The organism is Streptomyces sp. NPDC004435 (genome assembly GCF_042873895.1).
Taxonomy (GTDB): domain Bacteria; phylum Actinomycetota; class Actinomycetes; order Streptomycetales; family Streptomycetaceae; genus Streptomyces.
In genome coordinates this window covers 20,770-45,899 of the sequence record NZ_JBIAMB010000020.1, presented here as the reverse complement: position 1 = coordinate 45,899, position 25,130 = coordinate 20,770, and the positions used below count along the sequence as shown (strand labels likewise).

General features: G+C 74.6%; 25 protein-coding genes and 1 pseudogene. 7 read left to right on the top strand and 19 right to left on the bottom strand.

Features of this window, described 5'->3' with window-relative positions:
- Positions 1 to 13 precede the first annotated feature (13 nt).
- Positions 14 to 2,346 (top strand): annotated as a pseudogene (locus ACFYT9_RS30265) (ATP-binding cassette domain-containing protein); the annotation flags it as partial.
- The gene (locus ACFYT9_RS30260; RefSeq protein ID WP_389168933.1) at positions 2,343 to 2,990 is read left to right on the top strand and encodes an ATP-binding cassette domain-containing protein; all 648 of its coding nucleotides are present in this window, start codon (positions 2,343 to 2,345) and stop codon (positions 2,988 to 2,990) included. The pseudogene ACFYT9_RS30265 and the gene ACFYT9_RS30260, both read left to right, overlap by 4 nt.
- Positions 2,991 to 2,994: 4 nt before the next feature.
- Here the strand turns inward: ACFYT9_RS30260 and ACFYT9_RS30255 are convergent, their stop codons facing one another.
- Positions 2,995 to 3,732 carry a transglycosylase family protein gene (locus tag ACFYT9_RS30255; protein WP_389168931.1) on the bottom strand — a complete coding sequence of 246 codons (738 nt, stop codon included), beginning with the start codon at positions 3,730 to 3,732 and terminating at the stop codon, positions 2,995 to 2,997.
- A 234-nt stretch (positions 3,733 to 3,966) separates the two neighbouring features.
- On the opposite strand from ACFYT9_RS30255, the gene ACFYT9_RS30250 reads away from it, so the two are divergent.
- Both ACFYT9_RS30250 and ACFYT9_RS30245 read left to right on the top strand, forming a co-directional pair.
- On the top strand, positions 3,967 to 4,749 hold the full coding sequence (locus ACFYT9_RS30250; RefSeq protein WP_376606066.1) for a hypothetical protein: 783 nt from the start codon (positions 3,967 to 3,969) through the stop codon (positions 4,747 to 4,749).
- Between the two features lie 179 nt (positions 4,750 to 4,928).
- Complete coding sequence (locus ACFYT9_RS30245; protein ID WP_376606068.1) at positions 4,929 to 5,213, top strand: hypothetical protein; 285 nt, start codon at positions 4,929 to 4,931, stop codon at positions 5,211 to 5,213.
- An 83-nt stretch (positions 5,214 to 5,296) separates the two neighbouring features.
- Here ACFYT9_RS30245 and der read toward each other — a convergent pair whose 3' ends face one another.
- The 5 genes from der to ACFYT9_RS30220 all read right to left on the bottom strand — a co-directional run bounded on the left by der (position 5,297) and on the right by ACFYT9_RS30220 (position 9,944).
- Positions 5,297 to 6,745 carry a ribosome biogenesis GTPase Der gene (der, locus tag ACFYT9_RS30240; protein WP_376604882.1) on the bottom strand — a complete coding sequence of 483 codons (1,449 nt, stop codon included), beginning with the start codon at positions 6,743 to 6,745 and terminating at the stop codon, positions 5,297 to 5,299.
- Positions 6,746 to 6,821: 76 nt separating this feature from the next.
- Positions 6,822 to 7,409 (bottom strand): lysophospholipid acyltransferase family protein, encoded by a 588-nt coding sequence (locus tag ACFYT9_RS30235; protein WP_376604884.1) that lies wholly within the window; start codon positions 7,407 to 7,409, stop codon positions 6,822 to 6,824.
- A 53-nt stretch (positions 7,410 to 7,462) separates the two neighbouring features.
- A complete protein-coding gene (cmk, locus tag ACFYT9_RS30230) occupies positions 7,463 to 8,137 on the bottom strand; it encodes a (d)CMP kinase (protein ID WP_376604880.1) in 675 nt (224 codons plus the stop codon).
- Between the two features lie 130 nt (positions 8,138 to 8,267).
- Positions 8,268 to 9,356, bottom strand: coding sequence for a prephenate dehydrogenase (locus ACFYT9_RS30225; RefSeq protein WP_376604878.1), 1,089 nt, complete (start codon positions 9,354 to 9,356; stop codon positions 8,268 to 8,270).
- A gap of 138 nt (positions 9,357 to 9,494) precedes the next feature.
- A complete protein-coding gene (locus ACFYT9_RS30220; protein ID WP_389168928.1) occupies positions 9,495 to 9,944 on the bottom strand; it encodes a YidB family protein in 450 nt (149 codons plus the stop codon).
- A 118-nt stretch (positions 9,945 to 10,062) separates the two neighbouring features.
- Between ACFYT9_RS30220 and ACFYT9_RS30215 the strand changes: the two genes are divergently transcribed.
- Genes ACFYT9_RS30215 through ACFYT9_RS30205 form a run of 3 tightly spaced genes read left to right on the top strand, consistent with a single transcriptional unit; the run spans position 10,063 to position 11,633 of the window.
- Positions 10,063 to 10,407, top strand: a complete 345-nt coding sequence (locus ACFYT9_RS30215) for a DUF952 domain-containing protein (RefSeq protein ID WP_376603480.1) — start codon at positions 10,063 to 10,065, stop codon at positions 10,405 to 10,407.
- Positions 10,408 to 10,462: 55 nt separating this feature from the next.
- Positions 10,463 to 10,927 (top strand): Rieske (2Fe-2S) protein, encoded by a 465-nt coding sequence (locus tag ACFYT9_RS30210; RefSeq protein ID WP_389168926.1) that lies wholly within the window; start codon positions 10,463 to 10,465, stop codon positions 10,925 to 10,927.
- A gap of 16 nt (positions 10,928 to 10,943) precedes the next feature.
- The gene (locus tag ACFYT9_RS30205; protein WP_389169036.1) at positions 10,944 to 11,633 is read left to right on the top strand and encodes a DNA polymerase beta superfamily protein; all 690 of its coding nucleotides are present in this window, start codon (positions 10,944 to 10,946) and stop codon (positions 11,631 to 11,633) included.
- On the opposite strand, the gene ACFYT9_RS30200 is transcribed toward ACFYT9_RS30205, so the two are convergent.
- The 13 genes from ACFYT9_RS30200 to ACFYT9_RS30140 all read right to left on the bottom strand — a co-directional run bounded on the left by ACFYT9_RS30200 (position 11,630) and on the right by ACFYT9_RS30140 (position 25,106).
- Positions 11,630 to 12,433, bottom strand: coding sequence for a DNA polymerase beta superfamily protein (locus ACFYT9_RS30200; RefSeq protein ID WP_389168924.1), 804 nt, complete (start codon positions 12,431 to 12,433; stop codon positions 11,630 to 11,632). The two genes, ACFYT9_RS30205 and ACFYT9_RS30200, sit on opposite strands and share 4 nt — an antisense overlap.
- A 25-nt stretch (positions 12,434 to 12,458) precedes the next feature.
- On the bottom strand, positions 12,459 to 13,472 hold the full coding sequence (locus ACFYT9_RS30195; protein ID WP_387277092.1) for an ADP-ribosylglycohydrolase family protein: 1,014 nt from the start codon (positions 13,470 to 13,472) through the stop codon (positions 12,459 to 12,461).
- On the bottom strand, positions 13,469 to 14,209 hold the full coding sequence (locus ACFYT9_RS30190) for an NUDIX domain-containing protein (RefSeq protein ID WP_389168922.1): 741 nt from the start codon (positions 14,207 to 14,209) through the stop codon (positions 13,469 to 13,471). The genes ACFYT9_RS30195 and ACFYT9_RS30190 overlap by 4 nt, the downstream gene beginning before the upstream one ends.
- Positions 14,206 to 15,288, bottom strand: a complete 1,083-nt coding sequence (locus tag ACFYT9_RS30185) for an AAA family ATPase (RefSeq protein ID WP_389168920.1) — start codon at positions 15,286 to 15,288, stop codon at positions 14,206 to 14,208. Before ACFYT9_RS30185 ends, ACFYT9_RS30190 begins: the two co-directional genes overlap by 4 nt.
- Complete coding sequence (gene pnuC / locus ACFYT9_RS30180; RefSeq protein ID WP_387277097.1) at positions 15,285 to 15,938, bottom strand: nicotinamide riboside transporter PnuC; 654 nt, start codon at positions 15,936 to 15,938, stop codon at positions 15,285 to 15,287. The genes ACFYT9_RS30185 and pnuC overlap by 4 nt, the downstream gene beginning before the upstream one ends.
- Positions 15,939 to 16,059: 121 nt before the next feature.
- Positions 16,060 to 17,190, bottom strand: coding sequence for a pseudouridine synthase (locus ACFYT9_RS30175; RefSeq protein ID WP_387277099.1), 1,131 nt, complete (start codon positions 17,188 to 17,190; stop codon positions 16,060 to 16,062).
- Positions 17,190 to 17,792 (bottom strand): SMC-Scp complex subunit ScpB, encoded by a 603-nt coding sequence (gene scpB, locus ACFYT9_RS30170; RefSeq protein WP_376602922.1) that lies wholly within the window; start codon positions 17,790 to 17,792, stop codon positions 17,190 to 17,192. The genes ACFYT9_RS30175 and scpB overlap by 1 nt, the downstream gene beginning before the upstream one ends.
- Positions 17,789 to 18,973, bottom strand: a complete 1,185-nt coding sequence (locus ACFYT9_RS30165; RefSeq protein WP_389168917.1) for a segregation/condensation protein A — start codon at positions 18,971 to 18,973, stop codon at positions 17,789 to 17,791. Before ACFYT9_RS30165 ends, scpB begins: the two co-directional genes overlap by 4 nt.
- A gap of 48 nt (positions 18,974 to 19,021) precedes the next feature.
- Positions 19,022 to 19,480 (bottom strand): hypothetical protein, encoded by a 459-nt coding sequence (locus ACFYT9_RS30160; protein ID WP_387277103.1) that lies wholly within the window; start codon positions 19,478 to 19,480, stop codon positions 19,022 to 19,024.
- 41 nt (positions 19,481 to 19,521) lie between these two features.
- Positions 19,522 to 20,565 carry a ParA family protein gene (locus ACFYT9_RS30155; protein WP_226651714.1) on the bottom strand — a complete coding sequence of 348 codons (1,044 nt, stop codon included), beginning with the start codon at positions 20,563 to 20,565 and terminating at the stop codon, positions 19,522 to 19,524.
- A gap of 452 nt (positions 20,566 to 21,017) precedes the next feature.
- Positions 21,018 to 22,133 carry an alanine dehydrogenase gene (gene ald, locus ACFYT9_RS30150; RefSeq protein ID WP_387277106.1) on the bottom strand — a complete coding sequence of 372 codons (1,116 nt, stop codon included), beginning with the start codon at positions 22,131 to 22,133 and terminating at the stop codon, positions 21,018 to 21,020.
- Between the two features lie 147 nt (positions 22,134 to 22,280).
- Positions 22,281 to 24,266, bottom strand: a complete 1,986-nt coding sequence (locus ACFYT9_RS30145) for a tetratricopeptide repeat protein (protein WP_389168915.1) — start codon at positions 24,264 to 24,266, stop codon at positions 22,281 to 22,283.
- A gap of 213 nt (positions 24,267 to 24,479) precedes the next feature.
- Complete coding sequence (locus tag ACFYT9_RS30140) at positions 24,480 to 25,106, bottom strand: NUDIX domain-containing protein (protein ID WP_376600116.1); 627 nt, start codon at positions 25,104 to 25,106, stop codon at positions 24,480 to 24,482.
- Positions 25,107 to 25,130: the final 24 nt, after the last annotated feature.

Sequence of the window (25,130 nt, the reverse complement as noted above, 5' to 3'; positions counted from 1 at the left end):
GGGCGGTCTTCCGCCCCTGGCCCGCTCCGGCACCGACCCGGCCCGCGCCCTGGTCGCCTCGACCGGCGTCTTCGTCCTCCTCGTCGGCGCGGCGGTGCTGCTCTGGGGCGGCGGGGCCCGGACCGACGCGCCGGTGCTCCTCGGCGACGACCCGTGGCTCCTGCTCGCCGTGGTGGTGGCGGTGGCCTGCCTGGTGGCGGCGGTGACCCGGTGGACCGGCTTCGGGCGGGAGCTGCGGGCCGTGGTCGACAACCGGCGCCTCGCGGTCCTCGCCGGGGTGGACGCGGACCGGATCGCGGCGGCCGGCTGGGCCTTCGGCGCCTTCACCGCCGGGCTGACGGGCGTCCTCCTCGCCCCGTACGTCCGGCTCGACCCGTACGGGCTGCCGCTGCTCGTGGTGGAGGTGATGGCGGTCGCGGTCATCGCCCGGACGCGCTCGCTGCCGGTCGCCGTCGGCGCCGCGCTGCTCATCGGCGTGACCCAGGCCCAGCTGACCCGCTTCCATCCGGAGGGCTGGGCGGAGCCGCTGGTCAGGGCGGTGGGCGCCAACCTGTTCGTGATCGCGCTGCTGGTCGCGGCGCTGGTGCTGCCCGGCATCGGAGGCAAGGGCGGCGACGCGCTGCCGCCCGCGCCCCGTGCGGGCCGCACCCCGCCGGCGGTGTGGGCGCTCGCCGCCGGCTGCCTGCTGCTCCCCCCGGCCGTCGCGGGCCCCGACCTGCGGACGGCGGTGCAGGTCCCGGCGCCGGCGATCGTCCCGCTCTCGCTGGTCGTGGTCACCGGCCGGGCCGGCCAGATCGCCCTGGGCCAGGCGGCGTACGCGGGCCTCGGCGCGCTCTTCACGGTGCTGCTCACGGCGGCCGGCCTGCCGTCCTGGCGGCGCTGGCGCTCGCGGTGCCGCTGGCCGGCGCGGCCGGTCTGGTCACCGCGGGACCGGCGATCCGCCGCCACGGCCTGGCCCTGGCGCTCGCGACCCTCGCGGTCGGGGTGGCGGTGAGCCGCTTCGTCCTCACCCAGCCGTACGCGACGGCGGGCCTGCCGCCCCCGGCCCGGCCGGCGGGCTTCGTCTCCGACCGCGCCTTCTACCTCCTGGAGCTGCTCCTCCTCGCGGGCGCCCTGCTCCTGGTGGCGGGCCTGCGCCGGGGCCGGGCGGGGCGCGCGCTCGCGGCCCTGCGCGACCACGAGCCGGCCGCGGAGGCGGCCGGCATCGCCTCGACCGCGCTCAAGCTGACGGCCTTCACCCTGGCCGCGGCCCTGGCGGGGCTGGGCGGCGGCCTCCTCGCCCTGGGCGTCCAGGCCCTCGATCCGGCCGCCTGCGACCCGCTCCGGGGTCTCCTCTGGTTCGCCGCGGTGGTGACCCTCGGCGCGGACCACCTGCTCACCCCGCTCCTGGCGGCGCCGCTCCTGCTGGCCCTGGACGCGGCCGGTCCCGCCGGCGCGGCGGCGGTGGTGATCGGCCTCCTGGCCACCCAGACGGGCCGCCTCCCGCCCCTGACCTCCCTCCTCACCGTCCCCGGTCCGGCCCTCCCCGCCACCGCCGCACCCGGCGGCGGACGGCACGCACCCCCCGAAACGGCCGGGACACGGAACGCTCACCGCGGCCCCTCGTCCGCCGGCGCCCCCGCACCGTCCACCGGGAGCCACGCGCCCGGCCCACCCGCGAGCGGCCCCCTCCGCCCGGCCGGAGGCGGGGACGCCCCGCACGGCCCCCCGGCCCCCGGCAGGGCGCGGTCCCGCGCGGGCGGCCGCAGCCCGGCCCGGCTCGCGGCGGAGGGCCTGTGGTTCACGCACCGGGGTGGCGTGACGGCCCTCAGGGAGGCGGGGATCAGCCTGCCGACCGCCCAGGTCACCGCCGTGGTCGGGGCGAACGGCGCGGGCAAGAGCACCCTCTTCGACTGCCTCGCCGGCGCGGCCCGGCCCGACCGCGGCCGGGTTCTGCTGGACGGCACCGACATCACCGGCCGCCCCGCGCACGCCCGGGCCCGTCTGGGCATCGCCCGCACCTTCCAGCGGCCGGCGCTCTTCGCGTCCCTCTCCGTGGAGGAGAACGTCCGGGTGGGCGCCGAGCACGGCCACGACCGCGCCCGGCCCGCCGCCGCCACCGAGCGCGCCCTGCTCCTGACCGGCCTCGCCGGCCCGGTCCGCGCGCTGGCCGGCCGGCCGCACACCCTGCTGCTCGACGAGCCAGCCGCCGGTCTCGACGCGGCCGAGGCGGAGGCCCTGTCCCGGCTGCTCGCCGCGCTCGCCGCCGACGGCCTGACCGTCCTGGTGGTCGAGCACGACCCGGACCTCGTCGCCGCCACCGCCCGCACCGTCCACACGATGGAGGGGGGTCGGCTCCGGTCATGAGCCTCGCGGCCGAACTGCGCGGAGCCCGGGTGCGCTACGGCCCCCTGGAGGCCCTGCACGGCCTCGACCTGCCGGTCCCGGCCGGCACGGTGACCATCCTGACGGGCCGGAACGGCGCCGGCCGCACCACGGCGCTGCGCGCCCTGGCCGGGACGGTACGGCTCGCCGCGGGCCGGGTCCTGTGGCGCGGCGAGGACGTGACCGGGGTGCCGCCGCACGAGCGGGCCCGGGGCGGCCTCTGCTTCGTACCGGACCGCGGGGCGGTGTACGAGGGCCTGACCGTCGCCGAGAACCTGGCCCTCTCGGGACCGGCCGCCCCGCCCCCGTACCCCGAGCTCGTCCCGCTGCTGTCCCGCACGGCGGGGACGCTGTCCGGCGGGGAGCGGCGGATGCTGGCGGTCTCGCGGGCGCTGCTGCGGCCGGCGCGGGTGGTGCTGGTGGACGAGCCGGCGCTGGGCATGGCGCCGCCGGTCGCGGCCCGCACCTACGCGCTGCTCGCCGCGCTCGCCGTGCGGGAGGGCGCGGCGGTGGTGCTGGCCGAGCAGCGGGTGCCGGACGGTCTGCCGGCCGGCACCCTGGTGCACGAGCTCCGGCGCGGCGCCCGCGTGTTCAGCGGCGAGGCGGCGGAGCGGCGGGGCGGCTGACGGGTCAGAGGGGCGCGATCCGCAGCATCGTCCCGACGTACAGCCGGTTCGGGTCGGAACCGACGAGGGTCTTGTTCGCCTCGTACAGGCGCTGCCAGCCGCCCTTGATCGCGAAGCGGCGGGCGATGGAGCCGAGGGTGTCGCCGGCCTGCACGGTGTGGACGCGCCCGCTCAGCCCGTACCGCTTGGAGCAGACGGGCCAGGCGCCCCAGCCCTGCACCCGCAGGACGTCCTCGGCGACGGTGATCTGCTGCTGCCGGGTGGCCAGGTCGGCGCGGCGGGCGTATTTCAGGCCGCCGTAGTCGATCCAGGTCGGCTGCCAGAACTGGAGCCCGCCGTAGTAGCCGTTGCCGGTGTTGACGTCCCAGCGCCCGCTGCTCTCGCACTCGGCGACGCAGCCCCACGGCCACTGGTCCTCCGCGCAGGCGTACGCGGGCACGCCCACCGGCCCCGGCGACGGCGGCGGGGGCACGGCCCCGCCGTCGGCCGCGGCGCCCCGGGCCGCCTCCACGGCCGCCGCGGCGGCGGCGAGCGCGTCGGCCGCGGCCGTGAGCCCGGACTCGGCGGCGGTCCCGGCCACGTCCGGCGGCCCCGGTACGCCGGGGGCCCCGGCCGCTCCGGAGGGGCCGGGCCCGTCGTCGCCGGGCGCGGCGGAGGCGACGGGCGCCTGGTGGAGGGCGAGCAGGGCCGCCGCGGAGGCCGCCGCGAGCGAGCCGGCTGTCCAAAATCGGATCATCGACATCGCCGCAGGCTAGGTCGGCTCCCGTCGGCCCGGCTCCGTGCCGCGCGGAACGGTGTTCACTTCCCACCCGGTCGGAGGCACCGGCACCGCGCCGTCCGGCCCGCCTCCGCACGCGCCGGAGGCAACTTGCCCGCCTTCCGCGCGTGACCCCGCCCGCGCCTGACCCGTTGAACTCGGCATGAGACGCCCGGGAAAGGCCCGGGGCCCGTCCGTACCGAATCCAGGGAGCCCTCCGTGCCGCGCATGCTCGACGTCAGCGAGGACGTACGCGCCGAGATCGGCGACGAAGAAGCCGACCGGCTGCTCATCGGCGACAACGCCCCGGGCAGCTACGACTGCACCTCCTGCCGCACGCCGGGCGACTCCGAGCAGGAGCGCACCAGCACGGTGCTGTTCGTCGGCGACGAGACCGCGGTCCTCGCGTTCGCCCACGCCAGCTGCATCCCGTCGCAGGTGGTCCGGGTCGCCGAGGACCAGCTCCAGGGCGCCGTCGCCTCCATCACCGCGGCGGACGCCGCCGACGCGCTCACGGCCGCCCACCCCGAGCAGGCGGTGCTCGGCGTCACCAGCGGTCTCGTGCTGATCGACGGCGAGCTGCACCCGGCGCTGGTCGTGGAGCCCACCGCGCCGGTGGCCCGGCCCGGTTCCGGCGGCCTCACCGACGAGTTCCTGCCGCTCCTCGCCGAGCAGGGCTTCCACCCGGTCGCCGACCTGAACACCAAGCCGGCCCCGCTGCCCGGCTGGTCGGTCCTGGTCGCCATGGGCCAGCTGCACTCGGTGCTCCAGCCGGGCCTGGGCGGCGCGGGCCAGACCGCCTGGTGGCAGGCGCACCAGCCGCTCCAGGTCACCGAGGGCTGGCGCGCGGCGGCCAACAAGTCGCACACCGTGCTGGTCTTCGCGGCGCCGGTCGGCTCCATCGGCCAGCAGCCGCGCGAGGACCTGCTCCGCGACGCACTGGAGAAGGCCGCGGCGAACGGGCGCCTGGTCGCCGCCGCGATGCCGCTGGCCGGGACCTGATGGACGACGGGCGCCCGGGGATAGGGCCGGTGCGCCGGCCGGGGGTTCCGACCGTGCCGCGCCCCCGGCGGGCCCCCCTTTCGGAGAGCCGCCCGCATCCGACGGTCGGCGGGGTCGTTGGCACCTACGTGCACCCATACGACCCTTTCCCTCAGCCGTATCCGAGTCCGATCCCCGCCATGCGCCCGGCGCAGGACCTTCCGGACGGGTACTCGACGACGCCGATCTTCGATGCCCTGTACTCGGAGTACCGCCGGTCGTTCCGCACGCTCCCGGGTGACCGCAGCGGCGAGGAGGAGCTGGCGTTCCGGGCCTTCGGCACGGCGATGAGCACGGGCCTCTCGGGCTTCTCGGCTTTCTCGGGGGGCCACGGCCACCAGCCCGCGGCGTACCCGCCGGTCTGGACGGCGCAGCACCATCCCCCGCAGGCGGCGCTGCCGCCGGGGCCGCGCAGAGGCGTCTGAGCCCGTCCGGGCACAGGGGAGAACGGCCGGGGGCCGGAGTCGTACGCGACGACTCCGGCCCCCGGCCGTTCGTGTGGAGCGGGCTACTTCTTCCTGCCGCGCTTCTCGCGGACCCGGACGGAGATGTGGATCGGGGTGCCCTCGAAGCCGAACTCCTCGCGCAGCCGGCGCTCGATGAAGCGGCGGTAGCCGGCCTCCAGGAAGCCCGAGGCGAAGAGCACGAAGCGCGGGGGCTTGGTGCCGGCCTGGGTGCCGAAGAGGATGCGGGGCTGCTTGCCGCCGCGGATCGGGTGCGGGTGGGCGGCGACCAGCTCGCCGAGGAAGGCGTTGAGCCGGCCGGTGGGGATGCGGGTCTCCCAGCCGGCGAGGGCGGTCTCGATCGCCGGGACCAGCTTCTCCATGTGGCGGCCGGTCTTCGCGGAGACGTTGACCCGGGGCGCCCAGGCGACCTGCTGCATCTCGGTCTCGATCTCGCGCTCGAGGTAGTAGCGGCGCTCCTCGTCGAGCTCGTCCCACTTGTTGTAGGCGATGACGACGGCGCGGCCGGACTCGACGGCCATCGTGATGATCCGCTGGTCCTGGACCGAGATGTTGTCGGTGGTGTCGATGAGGATGACCGCGACCTCGGCCTTCTCGACGGCGGCGGCCGTGCGGAGGGAGGCGTAGTAGTCGGCGCCGGCCTGGAGGTGGACCTTCTTGCGGATGCCGGCGGTGTCGACGAACTTCCAGGTCACGCCGCCGAGCTCGATCAGCTCGTCGACCGGGTCGCGGGTGGTGCCGGCCAGCTCGTTGACGACCACGCGGTCCTCGCCGGCGACCTTGTTGAGCAGGGAGGACTTGCCGACGTTGGGGCGGCCGATGAGGGCGATGCGGCGGGGGCCGCCGACGGCCTTGCCGAAGGTCTGCTCGGGGGCCTCGGGCAGCTTCCGCAGGACCTCGTCGAGGAGGTCGCCGGTGCCCCGGCCGTGGAGCGAGGAGACGGGGAACGGCTCGCCGAGGCCCAGCGACCAGAGCGTGGCCGCGTCGGCCTCGCCGGACTGGCCGTCCACCTTGTTGGCGGCGAGGACGACCGGCTTGCCGGCACGGCGGAGCAGCTTGACGACGGCCTCGTCGGTGTCGGTGGCGCCGACGGTGGCGTCCACGACGAAGAGGCAGGCGTCGGCGGCCTCGATGGCGTACTCGGCCTGGGTGGCGACGGAGGCGTCGATGCCGAGGACGTCCTGCTCCCAGCCGCCGGTGTCGACGACCTTGAAGCGGCGGCCGGCCCATTCGGCCTCGTAGGTGACGCGGTCGCGGGTGACGCCCGGCTTGTCCTCGACGACGGCCTCGCGGCGCCCGATGATGCGGTTCACCAGGGTCGACTTGCCGACGTTCGGACGGCCGACGACGGCGAGGACGGGGAGCGGGCCGTGCCCGGCCTCCTCGATCGCCTCGCCGACGGCGTCGACGTCGAAGCCCTCTTCCGCGGCGAGCTCCATGAACTCCGCGTACTCGGCGTCGCCAAGTGCCCCGTGGTCGTGCTGGTCGTTCATGAAGTCCGTTCCTTGATCATTCGTGGTCGGTGGTCCCGGCCGGCCGGAGCCGAGGGCCCACTACTGAGAGTGTCGCTCAGCGCCCGGTGAGGCGCCTGGCGTTTTTCAGGTGGTCGGTGAGGTGCTCCTGGATCCGGAGCGTGGCCTCGTCCAGCGCCTTGCGGGTCCGCCGGCCGCTGCCGTCACCGGCGTCGAAGGCGTCCCCGAAGACGACGTCCACCCGGCTGCGGAGGGCCGGCAGCCCCTTCACGAGGCGGCCGGGGCGGTCGGTGCTGCCCAGCACCGCGACCGGGACGATCGGGGCGCCGCTGCGGACGGCGAAGTAGGCGAGACCGGCGCGGAGCGAGGCGAAGTCGCCCTCACCGCGGGTCCCCTCCGGGAAGATCCCGAGGAGCCCGCCCTGCTCCAGCACGCCGAGGGCGTTCCCGATCGCGGTGCGGTCGGTGGAGTCGCGGTCGACCTTGACCTGCCCGATGCCCTCCAGGAAGCCGCCCAGCGGCCCGACGAACGCTTCCTTCTTGATCAGGAAGTGCACGGGGCGCGGGGCGGTGCCCATGAGCATGGGGCCGTCGATGTTGTGCGCGTGGTTCACGGCGAGGATCGCGGGCCCGGAGGCCGGGACCCGCCAGGCCCCGAGCACGCGCGGCTTCCAGAAGCCGTACATCAACCCGATGCCGATCCGACGGCCGACGGCGGCCCCCTTCGCGGAGGGCTGGGTCACTTGGCGCCCGCCCTCTTCTCCTCCACCAGGGTGACGACGCACTCGATGACCTGGTCGAGGGTGAGCTCGGTCGTGTCCACCTCGACGGCGTCGCCGGCCTTGGCGAGCGGGGAGGTCTTACGGCTGGAGTCCGCCGCGTCGCGCTTGACCAGGGCCTCCTGGGTGGCCCGTACGTCGGCGCCCTTCAGCTCGCCGGAGCGGCGGGCGGCGCGGGCCTCGGGCGAGGCGGTGAGGAAGATCTTGAGGTCGGCGTCGGGCAGGACGGTGGTGCCGATGTCCCGGCCCTCGACGACGATGCCGTACTCGGCCTCGCGGGCGATCGTCCGCTGGAGCTCGGTGATGAGCGCGCGGACCTCCGGGACGGCGCTGACCGCGCTGACCTTGGAGGTGACCTCCTCCGTCCGGATCGGGCCGGCGGCGTCGGCGCCGTCGACCGTGATGGTCGGGCGGGACGGGTCGGTGCCGGAGACGAGGGAGGGCTTCCCCGCGGCGGCGGCGACGGCGTCGGCGTCGTGGACGTCGACCCCGTTGGAGATCATCCACCAGGTGATGGCGCGGTACTGGGCGCCGGTGTCCAGGTAGCTCAGCCCCAGCTTGGCGGCGACCGCCTTCGAGGTGCTCGACTTGCCCGTGCCGGAGGGGCCGTCGATGGCGACGATCACGGATTCCACGGTGAGGGGGACCTTCCTGGGTGGGCGGCGGCCCCGGCGGCAGTCCGGGACCCCTACAAGGTTACCGAGTCCCCCACCCCCATCCGGCCCAACGCCTTCCGGCCCCCGCCGGCCCCGCTCCCGGAGGGGGTCAGGGGGTGCGCAGGGACCAGCCCTGGGACTGGAGGGCCTGGGAGAGGGCGGGGGCCGCCTTGGGGTCGACCATCAGCTGGACGAGGCCCGCCTGCTGGCCGGTCGCGTGCTCGATGCGGACGTCCTCGATGTTGACCCCCGCGCGCCCCGCGTCGGCGAAGATGCGCGCGAGCTCGCCGGGCTGGTCGCTGATGAGGACGGCGACGGTCTCGTACGCGGTGGGGGCGGCGCCGTGCTTGCCCGGCACCCGGGCCCGGCCGGCGTTGCCGCGCCGCAGCACGTCCTCGACCCCGGAGGCGCCGTCCCGCCGCTTCTCCTCGTCGGCGGACTGGAGCGAGCGCAGCGCGCGGACGGTCTCGTCCAGGTCGGCGGCGACGCCGGAGAGGACGTCGGCGACCGGCCCGGGGTTGGCCGAGAGGATGTCGATCCACATGCGCGGGTCGGACGCGGCGATCCGCGTCACGTCCCGGATGCCCTGCCCGCACAGCCGTACGGCGGACTCCTCGGCCTCCTCCAGCCGCGCCGCGACCATCGAGGAGACCAGCTGGGGGGTGTGGGAGACGAGCGCGACCGCGCGGTCGTGGGCGTCGGCGTCCATGACGACGGGCACGGCCCGGCACAGGGCGACGAGCTCCAGCGCGAGGTTGAGGACCTCGGTGTCGGTGGAGCGGGTCGGGGTGAGCACCCAGGGCCGTCCCTCGAAGAGGTCGGCGGTGGCGGCGAGCGGGCCGGAGCGCTCCTTGCCGGACATCGGGTGGCTGCCGATGTACGGGGTGAGGTCGAGGCCCAGCTCCTCCAGCTCCCGCTGCGGTCCGCCCTTGACGCTGGCCACGTCGAGGTAGCCGCGGGCGGCCCCGGCGCGCATGGCCTCGGCGAGGGTGGCGGCGACGTGCGCCGGCGGTACGGCGACGATCGCGAGGTCCACCCGGCCCTCGGGCTCGGTGTCGGTGCCCGCGCCGAGCGAGGCCGCGGTCCGGGCGCTCGCCGGGTCGTGGTCGCGCAGGTGGACCGTGACGCCCCGGCCGGCGAGGGCGAGTGCGGCGGAGGTGCCGATCAGTCCGGTTCCGATGACGAGCGCTGTTCTCACGGGGGATGTCCTTGGGGCGCGGGGCGGTAAGGACCCAGCCTAGTCAGCCGCCGTGGGCACGCGCGCGTGCGCCCGCCCTGCGAGACGCGGGACGGGCGCACGCGCGTGCGTGGCTCGGGGCTCCCGAGCGGCGGCGCCTCAGAGCTTCTGCGAGCGGATGATGTCCTCCAGCGACCCGCCCTGCGGGAGCGATCCGCCCGGCGTCAGCTTGTCGACGGCCTGCGGGAGCGACTGCGCGATCTCGTCGGCGGCCTGCTGCGGGGTGACCCCGGCCTCCTGGGCGACCTTCTGGAGGGTCTCGTCGGGCAGCGCCTGGGCGATCTGGGAGCCGTCGACGGGCTTGTTCTCGCCGGTGCCGATCCAGGACTGGGCCTGGTCGGCGAGCCCGGACCTGGTGAGCATGTCGAGGAGCCCGCCGAGCGGGTTCTGCCCGGCGCCGCCGGCCGCTCCGGCGCTCCCCGCCCCGCCGCCCTGACCGCCCGCGAGGGCGCCGAGGAGGGAGCCCAGGATGCCGCCCGCGCCGCCGCCCTGTCCGCCTCCCCCGCCGAGCAGGGAGCCGAGGAGACTGCCGAGATCGTTGCCCGCCATGGTTCTGCCTTTCGTCCGGTTGAGGAACAGCCTCAATCTCACTCATACCGGCCCATTCCGCCACCCGGAGTAGGCGCGGACCGCCGGGCGGGCGGGGCCGAGCGGGTAGAAAGGGCGGATGCTGCTCCATGTCATCCCCTTCGACGAGTGGGCCGAGTGGTCCGCGCACCCCGCTCTCCCCTACGCCCCGCCGTCGCTGGCCGCGGAGGGCTTCGTGCACTGCTCGCCGGACGAGCAGGCGGCGCTGGCGATCGCGGACGCCCACTACCGGGACGTGCCGGGCCCGCTGCTCGTGCTGGTGGTCGACGAGACCCTGCTGTCCGGGGAGGTCCGCTGGGAGGGGTCGGAGGACCGGCTCTTCCCGCACGTGTACGGGCCGGTCGAGCGGTCCGCGGTGACCGCCGTCCTGGAGGTGCTGCGGGACGCGGACGGCCGTGCGAGGGAGTTGGCGCCCTGGGTGTAGGCCGGGTCCGGCGTGTTGCGGGGGCGGCGCGGCGCACAGGGCGAAGCTGGGCCGTATGACTTCACGGACGACACCCCGCCGGACGGTCCTGCTGGCCGCGGCGGCGCTCACGACGGCCACCGCCACGACGACCGCCGGCTGCGGCTCGGACGGCGACGGAGGCGACGGGGGCACGGAGTCGAGCGCCCCGGCCGCGGCGGAGCCCACGGGCGGCGCGACCTCCGGCCCGGCCGGCACCCCGCTGGCGAGCACCTCGGAGATCCCGGTGGGCGGCGGCACGGTCTTCAAGGACCGCAAGGTGGTGGTGACCCAGCCGGTGGAGGGCGAGTTCAAGGCGTTCTCGGCGATCTGCACCCATCAGAACTGCCTGGTGAACAAGGTCGCGGACGGCACGATCGACTGCCCCTGCCACGGCTCGAAGTTCGCCATCACCGACGGGGCGGTCGAGGCCGGGCCCGCCCCTCGTCCGCTGCCCGCCGAGGAGATCACCGTCTCCGGGGAGACGATCAGCCTCGCGTAGCCTGGCCGCCATGGACATGTCCCCCGAGACGCTGGTGCGCGAGCACACCGTCTACGCCTGTGTGATGGGCTCGCGCGCCTTCGGTCTGGCGACCGAGGAGAGCGACACCGACGTGCGGGGCGTCTACCTCGCCCCGACACCGCTCTTCTGGCGGTTCGACAAGCCCCCCGCGCAGGTGGAGGGCCCCGAGCCGGAGCAGTTCAGCTGGGAGCTGGAGCGCTTCTGCGAACTGGCCCTCCGCAACAACCCCAACGTCCTGGAGTGCCTCCACTCCCCGCTCGTCACCCGCACCACCGCGTGGGGGGACGAACTCCTCGCCCTGCGCGGCGCCTTCCTCTCGCGGCAGGCGCACGGCACCTTCGTCCGGTACGCGGGCGGCCAGCGCCGCAAGCTGGAGGCGGACGTCCGCCAGTACGGGCATCCGCGCTGGAAGCACGCCATGCACCTGCTGCGGCTGCTGACCAGCTGCCGTGATCTGCTCCGCACCGGCGAGCTGCGGATCGACGTGGGCGAGGACCGGGAGCGGCTGCTCGCGGTCAAGCGCGGCGAAGTGGCGTGGCCGGAGGTCGAGTCCTGGATGAACCGTCTCCAGGACGACGCCGACGGCTCGCTCGCCGCCTCTCCGCTCCCGTCCGCCCCCGACCACGCGCGCGTGCAGGACTTCCTGGTCCGCGCCCGCCGCTCCTCGGCCCTCCAGGAGGTCTAGAGGGCGTCCAGCCGCTCCTCGGCCCTCCATGAGATCTGGAGGGCGTCCAGCCGGGCGCGGACGACGAGGTCGTGGAGGGCGTCGGCGGCCCGGACCGCGTCCGGCAGCTCCGAGACGGCCTGGGCGGCGTCGAGGACGCCGTGCAGGGCCTCCACCTCGGCCCGTACCTCCTCCGCCGGCACGTCGGCGGCGCCGTGCTCGGCCGTGGTCTTCGCGGCGACCAGGCCGGGGATCCGCGCCGGGGCCTCCGGCACCTCCCCGACGAGGGTCGGCAGATGGGCCTGGACCTCGCCGGAGCGCATCAGGTGGATGCCGGTGAGCAGCGCCCGGTAGGTGTAGAGCAGGGGCTTCAGCTCGCCGCTCTTCTCGAAGAGCCTCCACTGGGTGGCGGCGAAGCCCCGGTAGTGGTGGGCGTGGTGGGTGGTGAGCACCCCGGGCACGAGGGCCGTCAGTTCGGCGTGGACCGGGGTGGTGTGCACGACCAGCGGCGAGGTGAGCTGTTCCAGGACGTAGCCGTTGCGGCGCAGCATCAGCCGGGCGAACTTGCGCAGGTCGTGGGTGACGAGGTCCATCTCGACGCCGTCCCGGTCCCACATCCGGTCCCGGGTCTCCTCGGGCTCGCGGAGCCCGACCAGCGCCTCCGCCGGGAGCAGGTGGACGCCGCGCAGGTCCACGTCGGAGTCGCGGGAGGGGAACCCGTACAGATGGGCGCCGGAGACCGTGGCGAAGAGGAGGGGGTCCGGTTCCCCGGCCACCACGGAGGTCAGGTCGGCCTTGTGGGCCTCGAGGGTGAGCGTCATGGGCCCACAGCCTCCCAGATTCGGCTCACGCGTCCCAGAGGGCCCCGAGGGCCAGCAGCTCGTCCCGGTGCTCGATCCGCGCGGTCCACGCCTCCGGCCAGGCGGCGGCGCCGAGGTGGGCCCCGGCGAACGCGCCGGCGAGGGCGGCGATCGAGTCGGAGTCGCCGCGGGTGCAGGCGGCCCGGCGCAGCGCGGTCAGCGGCTCGTCGGGGAAGAGCAGGAAGCAGAGCAGGCCGGTGGCCAGCGCCTCCTCCGCGATCCAGCCGTCGCCCGTGTACCCGCAGGGGTCGAGCTCGGGGTCGGCGGTGCGCTGCACGGCGTCGAGGCGTTCGAGCACGGCCAGGCACTCGTCCCAGCCGCGCCGGACGAAGTGCAGGGCGTCGGGGTCCTGGGAACGGGTCCACAGGTCGCCGAGCCACCGCTCGTGGTACCGGTCGCGGTTCTCGTAGGCGTACGAGCGCAGCTGCCCGACGAGCCCGGTCGGATCCGCGCCCCGGGCGAGCAGCCACACGGCCCGCGCGGTGAGGTCGGAGGCGGCGAGCCCGGTGGGGTGCCCGTGGGTGAGGGCGGCCTGGAGCTGCGCGGCGCCGGCGGCGGCCTCCCCGTACTCGCCCAGCAGCCCGAGCGGCGCGACCCGCATGTTGGCGCCGCAGCCCTTGGAGTGGATCTGGCTGGCGTCCTGCCAGCGGCGGTCCCCGTCGAGCAGGCCGCAGGCGCGCAGGCAGGTGTTGCCGGGGGCGCGGTTGTTGTCGGGCGAGTGGTACCAGGTGACGAACTCGCGGCGGAGGGTGTCGGCGAACCGTTCGGGACCCGCCACCCCCCGGTCCCCGACCTCCCGGAGGGCGCGGGCGACGGCGAGGGTCATCTGGGTGTCGTCGGTGATCTTGCCGTCCTCGGGGAGCGCCAGCTCCCGCCAGGGCCCGTACAGGCTGATGATCATCGGCACTTCGGAGAACTCCGTGCGGCGGCCGAGCGCGTCCCCCAGCGCCAGCCCCATCAGCGTCCCCGTGGCGGCCTGCTTGGTCGTGCGGATGGTCATGCGGATCGTCCTTCCGGTCGGAGCAGTGGCGGGTGGAGGGCCGTGGCCTCTCCCGCCCGGTAGAGCGCGGCCGGTTTCCCCCGTCCGCCGGTGCGGCGCGGCGGTCCCTCCACGGCCTCGACGAAGCCGGGCGTGGTGAGGACCTTGCGCCGGAAGTTGGGGCGGTCCAGCGGGACGCCCCAGACCGTCTCGTACACCTGCCGGAGCTCGCCGAGGGTGAACTCGGGCGGGCAGAAGGCGGTGGCGAGGCAGGTGTACTCCAGCTTGGCGCCGACGCGTGTCCGGGCGTCGGCGAGGATGCGGTCGTGGTCGAAGGCGAGCGGCGGGACCTCGTCGTAGGGCAGCCAGCGGGCCTCGGCGGCGTCGCCGCCGCCGCGCGGCTCGGGCAGGTCGGGGACGAGCGCCGTGTACGCGACCGAGACGACCCGCATCCTGGGGTCGCGTTCGGGTTCGGTGTAGGTCCGGAGCTGTTCGAGGTGGAGCCCGGCGACGGTGGCGCCGGACAGTCCGGTCTCCTCGGCGAGTTCGCGGCGGGCCGCGGTGCCGGCGGACTCGCGGGGCAGCACGAAGCCGCCGGGGAGCGCCCAGGCGCCGGCGTACGGCTCCTGGCCGCGCTGGACGAGGAGGACGTGCAGCCGGCCGGCGCGGACGGTGAGGACGGCGAGGTCGACGGTGACGGCGAAGGGCTCGAAGGCCCGGGGGTCGTACCCCTCGGGGCGCCGCGGGGTGCTGTTCATCGGCGCTCCGGGAGGGGGTCGGTGAAGTGCCAGCCCTCGGCGAGCAGGGCGTCGACGGCGGCGACGGCGGTGGCGAGGCGTTCCTCGTGGGGGCCGGTGAGGACGACGGTGCGGCGGCCGCTGTGGGCGAGCTGGGTGAGGAAGCGGGCGGTCATCCAGGGGCGGAGGTGTTCGCCGTCGCGGAGCCCGTCGTCCTCGAAGTCGACGCCCCGGTGGTCGGTGAGCAGCCACAGGTGCTGCCGGCCGCGGGCGGCGATCTCGCCGGTGGCGGCGCTGGTGGTGCCCAGGTACCGCTCGTGCCAGATGGTGGTGGCGAAGGCGTCGGTGTCGCAGAGGAGGACGGGCGAGCCGTCGCGGGCGGCCTCCTCCTCCAGCTCGGCCTGGCGCTGGGCGATGACGGGGAAGTCGGCGGTGTGGAAGGCGACCTCGGACCAGTCGGCGCCGGGGCGGACGGCCCGCAGTTCGGCGAGCTTGAGTTCGCTGTACGCGCGGCCGTACTCGGGGACGTACCGGGTGCGCGCCCAGACCCCGCCGCGCCGCCGGTAGTGGTCGGCGAGGGCGAGCGCCAGGGTGGTGGTGCCGGTGGACTCGGCGCCGAGGACGACGACGCGGCGGGTGAGCGCGGCCCGGACGGGTGCGGCGAGGTGGTCCCAGCAGCCCGCGGGGTCGGCGCGGACGGCGGTGCCGGAGACGGGGAAGGCGGTCCGGTCGGGGTCGACGAGGACGGACACGGCGCCGAAGCGGCGGGCGAGTTCCGCGCCGTACGGCTCCGAGCTGAAGACGGCGTCGACGGGCTCGGGGACGGCGGCCCGGAAGACGGCCATGTGGGCGTCCCAGACGTCCGGGTCGGTGAGGTCGACGGGGATGTCGTCGACGGCGCCGACGACGAGGGCGTCGGGGTGGACCTCGCGCATCCAGGCGACCCGCTCCTCCAGCGGCACGGACTCGACGGAGGAGGCGCAGACGAGGACGGTGACGCGCTCGCAGGCGGCGAGGGCGCCGCGGACGAGGTGGTGGTGGCCCGCGTGCGGCGGGTAGAACTTGCCGAGGACGAGGCCGTGGCCGTGGCGGGTGCTCACGCGGCAGCCTCCAGCGGTCGCCGCCCGGCGGCGAGGCCGCGGCTCCAGCCGCGCAGCCCGGCCACGCAGAGGGCCAGGAAGCCGGCGTACAGCAGCGAGGTCAGGTAGAGGCCCTTGTGGGCGTACAGGGGGATGTAGACCACGTCGGCGGCGATCCACAGCCACCAGGACTCCAGGCGCTTGCGGCACTGGCCGTAGGTGGCCATGAGGGAGAGGCCGGTGGTGAGGGCGTCCCAGAAGGGGACGGTGGAGTCGGTGGCGCGGTCGAGCAGGAGGGTGAGGGCGAGGGTCCCCACCGTCCCCGCCGCGAGCAGCCAGGTCCACTCGGTGCGGGTGGTGCGCCGCACCGGAAGGGCCTCGGAAGAACCTGGTCCACCCCCGTGGGTCCAGGTCCACCAGCCGTAGGCGGCGAGGACGATGAAGACGATCTGGAGGCCGGCGTCGGCGTAGAGGCCGGCCTGGGTGAAGAGCAGGACGAAGAAGAGGTTGTTGGCGATGCCGACCGGCCAGTTGGCGAGGTGCTGCCGGGCGACGAGCCAGACGCACAGGGCGCCGCTGCCGAAGCCGAGGACCTCGGTCCAGGCGACCGGGGTGTCCAGCAGCGTGAAGAGGGGCCGCTGGAGGGGTTCGAGTACGTCAGCGAGGCTCACACCCGCCTCCTTAAGAGTCACCCTGACTATAAAAGGTGGCGGGCGCCGCGCACAAGGGAGAACGCGAAGGGCCCCGGATCCGCGATGCGGATACGGGGCCCTTCCGGCCGGGAGGCGGGTCCTACAGGCCGACTTCCTTCATCAGCATGCCGACCTCGGTGTTGGACAGGCGGCGCAGCCAGCCCGACTTCTGGTCGCCCAGGCCGATCGGGCCGAAGGCGGTGCGGACCAGCTTCTCGACCGGGAAGCCCGCCTCGGCGAGCATCCGGCGGACGATGTGCTTGCGGCCCTCGTGGAGCACGACCTCGACCAGGTAGTTCTTGCCGGTCTGCTCGACCACGCGGAAGTGGTCGGCGCGGGCGTAGCCGTCCTCCAGCTCGATGCCGTCCTTGAGCCGCTTGCCGACCTCGCGGGGCAGCGGGCCGGTGATGGCGGCCAGGTACGTCTTCTTCACGCCGTACTTGGGGTGGGTGAGACGGTGGGCCAGCTCGCCGTGGTTGGTGAGCAGGATGATGCCCTCGGTCTCCGTGTCGAGCCGGCCGACGTGGAAGAGCCGGGTCTCGCGGTTGGTGACGTAGTCGCCCAGGCACTGGCGGCCGTCCGGGTCCTCCATGGTGGAGACGACGCCGGCCGGCTTGTTCAGCGCGAAGAACTGGTACGACTGGGTGGCGACGGTCAGGCCGTCGACACGGATCTCGTCCTTCTCCGGGTCCACGCGGAGGCCCTGCTCCAGGACGATCTCGCCGTTGACCTCCACGCGGGCCTGCTCGACCAGCTCCTCGCAGGCACGGCGCGAGCCGTAACCGGCGCGGGCCAGCACCTTCTGCAGCCGCTCGCCCTCCTGCTCGGCGCCCGGGAAGGTCTTGGGGGTCTTGACCTGGGGCTTGTTCGCGTACCGCTCGCGGTTGCGCTCCTCGGTCCTGGCCTCGTACTCGCGCGAGCGCGCCGGGGCCGTGCGGCCGCCGCCCCGCTGCGGCTGCTGCTTCGGGGACTGCCGGGGGCCGCCCTTGGCACCGCCGCGGGCGGCGTCGCCGCGGCCCTTGCGGGGGGCCGAGCCGCCCTTGGCTCCGTCCGAGGGCATGCTCACGTCGTAGCTGCGCTCCTCGGGGCGGGCCTTGCGGGGGCGGCCGGCGCTCTGGCCGCGCTCGTCGCGGCCGTTGCCCGCGCCCCGGTAGTTGTTGCCGCGGCCGCCGCTCTTGGCACCACGGCTCCCGCCGTTGCTTCCGCTGTTCCTGCCGCTGCTGCTTCGCATCACGCTTCCGTCGTCTCTTCGTCCGCTGGTTCGTCCCTGTCGGGATCGAACGACGGAACGCCTTCCAGGGAGTCCGGTTCGACCGCGTCCGCCTCCGGGAGGAAGGGCGCGAGCTCCGGGAGCTCGTCCAGGCCGCGCAGGCCCATCCGCTCCAGGAAGTAGTTCGTCGTCCTGTACAGGATCGCACCTGTTTCGGGTTCCGCGCCCGCCTCCTCCACCAGACCCCGCTGGAGGAGGGTCCGCATCACGCCGTCGCAGTTGACCCCGCGGACGGCGGAGACCCGGGAGCGGCTGACCGGCTGGCGGTACGCGACCACCGCCAGGGTCTCCAGCGCGGCCTGGGTCAGCCGGGCCTGCTGGCCGTCCAGGACGAACGCCTCGACGGCGGCGGCGTGGGCGGGGCGGGTGTAGTAGCGCCAGCCGCCGGCGACCCGCCGCAGCTCGAAGCCGCGCCCGTCGGCGGTGTACTCGTCGGCCAGTTCGTGCAGGGCGTCGGCGACCTCGCGCGGGGTGCGGTCGAGGACCTTGGCGAGGTGGGCCTCGCCGGCGGGCTCGTCGACGACCATCAGGACGGCTTCGAGGGCGGGCTTGAGGTCGCTCATGAGGGCTCCGGTGCTTCCTGGTCGAACTCGGCCGTGACGCGTGTCTCACCGTCGCCGCCGGTCCAGGAGACCGTGAGCTCGCCGAGCGGGTCCTCCTGGTCGAGGGCGACGGCCTTCTCCCGGTAGAGCTCCAGGAGGGCGAGGAAGCGGGCGACGACGGTGAGGGTGTCCCCGGCGTCCTCGACCAGCTCCCGGAAGGAGGCGGCGCCGCGCTCGCGCAGCAGGGCGGCGACGATGCCCGCCTGCTCCTGGACGCTGACCAGCGGGGCGTGGATGTGGTCCACGTAGACCTGCGGCGCGGCCTTGGGCTGCATGGCCTTCACGGCGAGCTTCGCGAAGCCCTCGGCGCCGATCGAGAGGACGACCTCGGGCAGCAGCTCGGCGTGGTGCGGCTCCAGGCCGACGGTCCGCGGCCGGCGCCGGCCCTCCGCCTCCCAGCGCTCGGCGAAGATCTCGGCGATCCGCTTGTACGCGCGGTACTGGAGGAGCCGGGCGAAGAGCAGGTCGCGGGCCTCCAGGAGGGCGAGGTCGGCCTCGTCCTCCACCTCGGCGGCGGGCAGCAGCCGGGCGGCCTTGAGGTCGAGCAGGGTGGCGGCGACGACCAGGAACTCGGTGGTCTGGTCGAGGTCCCCGTCCGGTCCGAGGTTCCGGATGTGGGCCATGAACTCGTCGGTGACCTGGGAGAGCGCGACCTCGGTGACGTCCAGCTTGTGCTTGGTGATCAGCTGGAGCAGCAGATCGAACGGCCCCTCGAAGTTCGCGAGGCGCACCGTGAACCGCCCGTCCCCGACCTCACCGCCCCCGGGCGCACCCTCGCCCGCGGGAGCGGGCTCCGGGGCGGGCTCGGCGGCGGGCTCCGTGACGGGCTCAGTGACGGGTTCCGGGGCAGGCGCCGGGGCGGGCTCCGTGGGCGGCTCCGGCACGGCGGGCTCGGGGCCCGGCTCCTGGACCGCGGGCCCGGGGCCCGGCTCCGTGGCGGTCCGGGACGCCGCGCCGGCCACCGGTCCGGCCTCAGGCGCGGTCTCCGGTCCGGCCTCGGGCGCGGCCACCGGTCCGGCCTCAGGCGCCTCCGCCGGTGCGGACTCCCGCGCCCCGGCCGGTGCGGACCCGGGCAGCCCGCCGCCCCGTCCCAGCGCGCGGCGGCGCGGTGGGCGGGACGTTTCGTCAGCGGGCGGACGCATCGGGGGCGGTTCCAGGGGTACGGGGGCGGTGCCGCCCGCAGGCTACCCTCAGCGGCCGCGCAGACGGCGGACGAGGATGCTCGCGTCGCCGCGGGACTCCAGGTCCGCCAGGACCACGGCGACCGCCTCGCGGACGATCCGCCCGCGGTCGACGGCGAGGCCGTGCTCGCCGCGCAGCACGAGGCGCGCGTGCTCCAGGTCCATCAGCTCCTCGGCGGAGACGTAGACCGTGATCTTCTCGTCGTGGCGCTCCCGTCCGCTGGGACGCCGGTTCGTGGTGCGGCCCCGGCGCCGTGCGGGCGCCGCCGCCTGGGCGGCCGGCTTCGCGGCGGCGGACTGCTGGGCGGGGACCGACTCGGTCTCCCGGGCGCGCGGCCCGTCCGCCTCCGACTCGGCCGCGGCGTGCTCGGCGGAGCCGGAGGCACCGCCGTCCGCGCCGGCCGCCGTGTCGCTCTCGCCCGCCGGAGCGGGAACGGTTCGGCGGGGCGAGGACGACTGCAGCGCCATCCCCCCGGTCGTACGGAAGAGTTCGTCGGCTCCGGGCAGACTCACTCGGCGTGACACCGGGCGAGCACCTCCCTGGCGAGCTGGCGGTAGGCGGCGGCGCCCACGGAGTTGGAGGCGTACGTGGTGATGGGCTCGCCGGCGACCGTGGTCTCCGGGAAGCGCACCGTCCGGCCGATCACCGTGTGGTACACGTGGTCGTCGAAGGCCTCGACGACCCGCGCGAGCACCTCGCGGGAGTGCACGGTCCGGGAGTCGTACATGGTGGCGAGGATGCCGTCGAGCTCCAGCTCGGGGTTGAGCCGCTCCTGCACCTTCTCGATGGTCTCGGTCAGCAGGGCGACACCGCGCAGCGCGAAGAACTCGCACTCCAGCGGGACGATGACCTTGTGGGCCGCCGTCAGCGCGTTCACGGTCAGCAGGCCGAGCGAGGGCTGACAGTCGATCACGATGTAGTCGTAGTCGTTCATCAGCGGCTTGAGGGCGCGCTGGAGCGTGGACTCGCGCGCGACCTCGGAGACCAGCTGCACCTCGGCGGCGGAGAGGTCGATGTTGCTCGGCAGCAGGTCCATGTTGGGGACCGCCGTCTTGAGCAGCACCTCGTCCGCCGACATGCCCCGCTCCATGAGCAGGTTGTAGACGGTGAGGTCGAGCTCCATCGGGTTCACGCCGAGGCCGACCGACAGGGCTCCCTGCGGGTCGAAGTCGACGAGCAGCACCCGTCGTCCGTACTCGGCCAGCGCGGCGCCCAGGTTGATGGTCGACGTGGTCTTGCCGACGCCGCCCTTCTGGTTGCACATCGCGATGATCTTGGCGGGGCCGTGGTCGGTCAGCGGGCCCGGGATCGGGAAGTACGGCAGCGGCCGTCCGGTCGGGCCGATCCGCTCGCGGCGCTGACGGGCAGCGTCGGGCGCGAGGGTGGCCGCGTACTCCGGGTCGGGCTCGTACTCGGCGTCGGGGTCGTAGAAGTGCCCCTCGGGCAGCTCGTCGTAGGCGGCGAAGTGGGTGGACTCTCGGCCCATCTCGTTGCCGGCCGTGGCGTTCACGTGTAGGCCGTCCATCGTCTTCAGCGTGTGGGTTGTCGTCATGGGCTGGTGCGTCGCGAAGGTCCGCACCGCGACGGAGCCGACCGGGGCACCTGGCGCACCGCTCCCGGGAGTAAATGTCGACTCATTCACAAGTCGTCTTACCTCCTTGGATGTGACCAGGAACATTTATCGATCTGTCAGCGTGGCACCATGCCGACGGTTGGCGACTCTATGGCGTGTCACCGGTCCGCAGCAACACAATCGCCCGGACCCGGCCCGTTGTGTCGGCAACCGAACACGCCTCTGTCAAGGGTGCACAGCCATGCATCCACACGTTTCAGGGGTGTGCGAAACGGTTAAAGGGTTACGTTCGACGCGAGTTGACCGAACGTTTTGGCGTGGCCGGAGACACAGCCGGCCGGACCTTGTCGAACAAGGTCCGGCCGGGTGTGTGACATTGACGGTGGGGTTGACGGGGCCGCCCGTCGGACCGCCGGTGGGGCGCCCGAGGGTCAGCCGACGAGGGTGCTCAGCTCGACGTGCTCGTAGCCGTGCGCCTCGGCGACCTCCTTGTAAACCACCTTGCCGTCATGGGTGTTGAGACCCAGGGCGAGGGCGGCGTCGCGGCGGACGGCCTCGACCCAGCCGTTGTTCGCCAGCGACACGATGTAGGGCAGCGTGGCGTTGGTGAGGGCGTAGGTGGAGGTGTTCGGGACCGCGCCGGGCATGTTGGCGACGCAGTAGAAGACCGAGTTGTGGACCTGGAAGGTCGGCTCGGCGTGGGTGGTCGGGTGCGAGTCCTCGAAGCAGCCGCCCTGGTCGATGGCGATGTCGACAAGGACACTTCCGGGCTTCATCTTGGCGACGAGCTCGTTGGTGACCAGCTTCGGGGCCTTGGCGCCCGGGATGAGGACGGCGCCGATGACGAGGTCGGCCTCGACGACGGCCTTCTCCAGCTCGTAGGCGTTGGAGACGATCGTCTGCACCTTGGTGCCGAAGATCTTGTCGGCCTCGCGGAGCTTGTTGATGTCGCGGTCGAGCAGGGTCACGTGGAAGCCCATGCCGACGGCGATCTGGGTGGCGTTCCAGCCGGAGACGCCGCCGCCGATCACGACCGCCTTGCCGGCGTGGGTGCCGGGGACGCCGCCGGGGAGCACGCCGCGGCCGCCGGCCGAGCGCATCAGGTGGTAGGCGCCGACCTGCGGGGCCAGGCGGCCCGCGACCTCGGACATCGGGGCGAGCAGCGGGAGCGCGCGGTTCGCGGTCTCGACCGTCTCGTACGCGATGGCGGTGGTGCCGGACTCCAGGAGGGCGTCCGTGCACTCCTTGGAGGCGGCGAGGTGCAGGTAGGTGAAGAGCGTCTGGTCCTTGCGGAGGCGGTGGTACTCCTCCGCGATCGGCTCCTTGACCTTGAGGAGCAGGTCGGCGGTGGCCCAGACCTCGTCCGCGGTCGCGAGGATCGCGGCGCCCGCGGCGACGTACTCCTCGTCCGTGATCGAGGAGCCGACGCCGGCGTTCTGCTCGATGAAGACCTGGTGGCCGTTGCGGACGAGCTCGTGGACACCGGCGGGGGTGATGGCCACGCGGAACTCGTTGTTCTTGACCTCGCGGGGGATGCCGACCTTCATCGTCGATCACGGTCCTTGAATCAGGGGGGATAACTGGTGCACTGCGATACATACCCGGATGCACTGCGGCACACCGAGGCAGACCACGCTCGAACGCGGCAGAACCAGTCTAATGAAGGAGTTCCCGCTGTCTAGCCTTTCAAAGTACTAATCTTCTGCGGACCCACTGCGGATTTCGTAGGCAAAGCGTTCCGTTTCCAGAAGACGATCAGCCGCAGCCCGGTGCAGCCGGGCCGCCGCGGGGTCCCCGAGCCGGTCGAGGGTGTCGGCGAGCCGGAGCTGGAGCGCCGCCTGGAGCCGGGTGTCCCGGGCCCGGCGCGCCCACTCGACCGCCTCCTCGCAGGTCCGCAGCGACTCCTCCGGCCGCCCCGCGTACTCCTGCACGCGCGCCGCCTCGCTCAACGCCCGTGCGTGGCCCGGGAGATCGCCGAGCCTGCGGTATCCGGCCGCGGCCGCCCGCCAGTGCCGCAGCGCCTCCCCGTACCGCCCGGCATAGGTCTGTACGGCGCCGAGGCGGGCGTACAGGCGCGCCTGGTCGGCCCGCTCGTCATGGGCGAGGCGCTGGGCGAGGGCGCGGCCGTACCAGTCGCCGGCCCGCTGCCAGTCGCCGAGCTCCTGATAGCTGCCACCTACGGATTCCATTGCGCGACCGGTGGCATACGGATCATTTGCTTGCCTTCCGGCCTCCCATGCCAACCGATATCGCAGCAACGCGTCCTTGGCGCGACCGGTCCCGGCATCGAGGTCGCCGAGGTTCAGGAGGGCGGCCGCCCGCTCGCGGTGCAGCCCGCGCCGCTCGGCGACGTCGAGGACCAGCCCGTGCAGCCCGTAGAGGTCGGGGGCGGCCGCCTCGGCGCCGCCGTGCGCGGTGAGCGCCCGGACCAGGGAGGCGATGAGCCGGCGGGCGAGGGTGTCCAGCTCCCCGTCGGCGACGGCCAGCCGGGCACAGGCGAGCAGCGCGGGCCGCCGTGCGGTGAGCCACCGCGCGGCGTCCTCGGAGGTGGCGAAGCGCAGGGCGCGCGGCAGCCCGGCGAGCCTGCGCCGGGCCGGGGAGCCCTCGGGTTCGGTGACCGCGCGGCAGGACTGGAGGAGCCGCACGGTCCGCTCCAGCATCCGGGCCCGGGCGAGCTGCACCTCGGCGGGCCGGTCGCGCTCCTCCAGCTGGGCGCGGAGCAGGGGGACGAGATGGCCGGGGGCCTCGTACTCCCCGTCCCCGGTCTCGGTGACCAGGCCCAGGCGGGCGAAGTCCGCGAGGGTGGCCGCCGCCGCCGAGACCGAGCAGCCGGCCAGGGCGGAGGCGGTGTGGGCGTCGGCCCGGCCGAGCGGGGCGAGCGCCAGATAGCGCAGTATCCGCGCGGCCGGCTGGGCCAGCGCCTGGTGGGCGAGGAGGAAGGTACGGGTGAGGGGGTCGCCGTTCAGGCCGCGGAGCCGTTTGGCGAGGTCGGCGACGGAGGTCTCCGGCCGGCCGGCCAGCCAGCCGCCGGCCAGCACCACCGCGCCGGGCAGGCCGCCGCACTCCTCGACCAGTGCCTCCGCGGCTTGCGGGTCGACGGTGATGCGGACCGATCCGGTGGCGGAGGTCAGCAGCTCGATGGCCGACTTGGGGTCGAGCCCGCCGAGGGTGCAGGGCCGCACGTCCGGGATCCCGGTGAGCGGCCCCCGGGTCACCGCGACGACGAGGGCGTCGGGGTTGTCGGGGAGCAGCGGGTCGGCCTGTTCGGCGTCGACGGCGTCGTCGAGGAGCAGCACCGCCCGGCGTCCGCCGAGGGCCTCGCGGACCAGTTCGGTCAGTTCGACCTCTGCGGCGCCGGGCGGCTCGGCGACCCCGAGGTCGCGGAGGAGTTCGCGGGCGGCCCGGGCGGTGGGGACGGGCTCGCCGCCGGGCTCGGTGAGCCGGGCCCGGTAGACGCCGTCGGGGTAGCGGCCGGCGACCGAGGCGATCAGTTCCTCGGCGAGCGCGGTGCGGCCGGAGCCCGGCCGGCCCGCGACGAGGAGGACGCGGGCGCGGGGCGCCTTGCGGCCGGTGAGGGTGTCCAGGCCGGTCCGCTCGATGTCGGCGCGGAGGGCCTTCAACTCCCGCTGCCGGCCGTAGAACTGCCGGCTGCCGGCCGCTGCCACCGCCTGATCCGTCACGGGCCACACTCCCGTCCACCTGCGCACGAGCCGATCCCGCGGGGGACTCCGCACGGGCGTGTACGAGCGTAGTTCAGCCCCCGCCACGGACCCGGCGGAGCGCGGCGGACACATCCCCCGATCGGATCAGCAGACAGTCACACCGGTCTGCCCTCTCCGTCGGGGCGCGCGGCCCGCCGGGGCGGGTGGCATGCCCCGGCGGAACGCGGGGCGCTACGCCTCGAAGGGGCGGGCCGGCCAGGGCGCGTCCGCCGGGCGCAGCGCGTCGAGGCCGTCGCCCGCCCGCGCGGCGACCAGCGACAGCACGCCCACGACCAGGCAGTTGTTGTGCAGCTCGCCGGCGAGGACCCCGCGCACCAGCTCGTCCAGCGGGACCCGCGCCACCTCCATGTCGGCCTCCTCCTCGGAGACCTCGTACCGCTCGCCCTCCGCCTCGGCCAGGTCGCGCGCCAGGAAGATCCGTACGGCCTCGTCGCAGCCGCCCGGGGTGGTGTACACGTCCGTGAGCACCCGCCACTCCCCCGCCTTGGCGTGCGCCTCCTCGTACAGCTCGCGCTGGGCGGCGTGCAGCGGGTTCTCGCCGGGCACGTCGAGGAGACCCGCGGGGATCTCCCACAGCTTCTGCCGCACCGGGTGGCGGTACTGACGCAGCACCAGCACCCGGTCCTGGTCGTCCACGGCCAGCACGGCCACGGAGCCCGGGTGGACCTGGTAGTCGCGCCGGACGACCGAGCCGTCCGGCATCACCACGTCGTCCGTGCGGACACTCGTCTTGTTGCCCGTGAAGGGGGTCGTGGTCGCGGCGACCCGCCACTCCTCCGGGGTGTCCTGCACCTGCATCGGTAGTCCTCCCACATACGAAAG